This window comes from Bartonella saheliensis (genome assembly GCF_902162175.1).
Genome location: NZ_LR607279.1, coordinates 1 through 2833 on the forward strand (window position 1 = coordinate 1; position 2833 = coordinate 2833).

Annotated in this window: 2 protein-coding genes; one reads left to right on the plus strand and one right to left on the minus strand. The window is 40.0% G+C overall.

From position 1 onward, the window contains the following. The coding region (locus tag FS875_RS09590) for a hypothetical protein (protein WP_144756162.1) at positions 1-299 on the minus strand (299 nt) is incomplete at its 3' end. A gap of 2161 nt (positions 300-2460) precedes the next feature. On the opposite strand from FS875_RS09590, the gene FS875_RS09595 reads away from it, so the two are divergent. Further along, a complete protein-coding gene (locus FS875_RS09595; RefSeq protein ID WP_144756164.1) occupies positions 2461-2733 on the plus strand; it encodes a hypothetical protein in 273 nt (90 codons plus the stop codon). Positions 2734-2833 lie beyond the last annotated feature (100 nt).

A 2833-nucleotide genomic window follows, 5' to 3' on the forward strand; every position in this document is an offset into this window, starting at 1 on the left:
ATGTTATAGAGTATAATAGCGCGTGAAAAGCTCATTAATGAATGTAATAAATTTTTACCTTGTTGATATATGTCTTCTATCGCTTTGTATTTCGCTATAGTTTTACCTTCTTTTGAAAGTATATTCAATGTATCCGATGTACCTCTTACTTGTTGGAAAAAATGTAAATGCGTTTTTTCAACAGTATAAGGAGCAACAATAGGAGAGGGTTTTGTATTGACTATACGATCAGACTGTTGAATCGCTAGAGCTAAACCACTTGTTACAGCACTCGCTATGAAAAAATATCTGATATTCATAGTTTTTCTCCTATATTTATTTATGATAAATAAATATCAAAATGTGTTATACATAAATTCATTTTAAACGACTATAGTAAAAATGCAACATTCATAAAAAAGAATAAAATTTGCCCAGAAATTGACAAAATTTACCCTTAATTGCCTCAATCAATTCTTTCAAACTCTATTTTACAAAGGAGGGTTTGGAGGTTTTAGTTCACATACTCATATGATGAACAACAGAAATAGCCGCTGGCAAATTTCTGTTTTGCATTATGGGAAAGAGGGAAGACCCATAAAAACGCAATACATCCTATGAGGGGCGGGGTGCACTGTTATTGAGGGTTGGGTGCACCCCGTAAGATTGGATGCGTTCTTTGAGGGTTGGAATGCATCCTAAGAGGCGGGGTGCACCATTATTGAGGGTTAGGTGCACCCCGTAAGATTGGATGCGTTCTTTGAGGGGTGAATGCATCCTAAAGGCGGGGTGCACTGTTATTGAGGGTTAGGTGCACCCCGTGAGATCGGATGCATTCTTTCAGGGTTGGAATGCATTCTTTGAGGGGCGGGGTGCACTGTTATTGAGGGTTGGGTGCACCCCGTGAGATTTGGATGCATTCTTTCAGGGTTGGAATGCATTCTTTGAGGGGCGGGGTGCACTGTTATTGAGGGTTGGGTGCACCCCGTGAGATTTGGATGCATTCTTTGAGGGTTGGAATGCATCCTGAGAGGCGGGGTGCACTGTTATTGAGGGTTGGGTGCACCCCGTGGATTTGGATGCATTCTTTGAGGGTGGAATGCATCCTAAGAGGCGGGGTGCACCATTATTGAGGGTTGGGTGCATCCCGTGAACTTTAGATATATTCGTGAGTAAATAAGATAGTCAAGAAAATTTATGTTTTTGTATCTTATATTCATTGGGTATCGTATGTTCTATAGCTGTTGATTTTGCCTCTTTAATACTCGTAATGTTTGTATCATAAGCTGAGTAGGTCACTATAGTCGTAAAAGAAACGCAAAAATCTATAGTTATGAATACATTTAGGGTATATGAGGCGTGTATTCGTCTGCTGTTGTTTGGCTTTTGCTTGATTTTGCTTCATAAATATAAGCTTTATAAGTTATATGCCTAAAAATTTTTAGTATGGTAAAAATCCACATAATGAAATATTATGCAGGAGAAAAATCATTGGATAACTGTTCTTTTTTCTCCTCTTATGCAATGATCTCTTCTGAAATAGAGCTGTTTTGTTCAAAACGTAGTGTTCATATTTTAGAATGTTATCGGCAACACACTCTTGTGGTGAAGAAGCCTATTGTTTTTGTCAAAAAGAGAACTTCGATAAGAAAAATAAGTCTAAAAATGTTCTTATGTATGGGGAAAATGATAAAATAATACCATGTCTTTGAGAGAGATGAAAATCTGAACAGAGCAAAAGGATATGGAATAAAGATTTTATCAAACTGTCATGAGAGCGCGAGCACTTCAAGAAGCAAGATTTCCAATAAAATGGTTTTTGTTAAGGGGGCTTCCTGTGTTGGTGGTATGGCTTTGTGGTGGTGAAGCTATGGTTTGTGTACGCCTGCAGCTGTGTGAGAATGTCGAGGTTTTTTGGTGAATGGGCAAAGCTTTGTGTGCATATTGGTGCGGCAAAGCCCTTTATTGCATCTTACTTGCTGAGACGCAGAGAAGTTTTTCTGGCTAGGGGTGGAAAACAGAGGCTTGTATATGTCTGTTCTTCTGTTCTGTCCCCTTAGGCGTGTTCAAAAAAAATTCTTTAAAATTGTGCTCATATTCATTTGATGTATCATTGATAAGGTTGCGGTAAAGCGCATCATTTTGTTGTTGGGCTGTGATAGCCGATGATGAGAAGAAAAAATGGCAAGTTTTTCTTGACGTTCTTTTATCTCTTCAATTTTTGGGTAAGATACATGGTGCAATGCGCTTTATGGGGCAGTAGGTTTTGCCAATCTCCTTTAAAGTGTTTTTTTGTCGTTTTTGGCATGTCGATAGCTGCAACTTCTCTTTTGCCATGAGGCTTGCTGTTTGCTTAATTCTTCTAAAATTGTTGCACCAATGTCTGTTTGCTAATCACTTATGAATCTGTTGTCCTTTGGGGAACGTCATACGGCTTTGGGCTTTCGCTTGTGTGTTTTGGAGATGTGAGGGAGAGGGCAGGTGGGGTGGCTGCGCTTGGGGGGTGTGTTAAACAGCTCTGCGGAGAGTGGGATGGCAGGGGCAGTTTTCCTTTGTTTGCTTGATCAAAGATGTGGTTTGCTAAGGAGGGTAGGCTTTGTTGTTGGTGGCGTGATGTTTGGTGAAGTGGTGTTGGTTGGAAGATGTTGGCTTGAGAGTTGTGGGTGGGTATTTGTGATGGGGAAGTTGTTGGGAAATGTTTGGGGGGTGGGTGCTAGTAGAGCGTGCTTTTTGTCGTTTTTGGCATGTCGATAGCTGCAACTTCTCTTTTGCCATGAGGCTTGCTGTTTGCTTAATTCTTCTAAAATTGTTGCACCAATGTCTGTTTGCTAATCACTTATGAATCTGTTGTCCT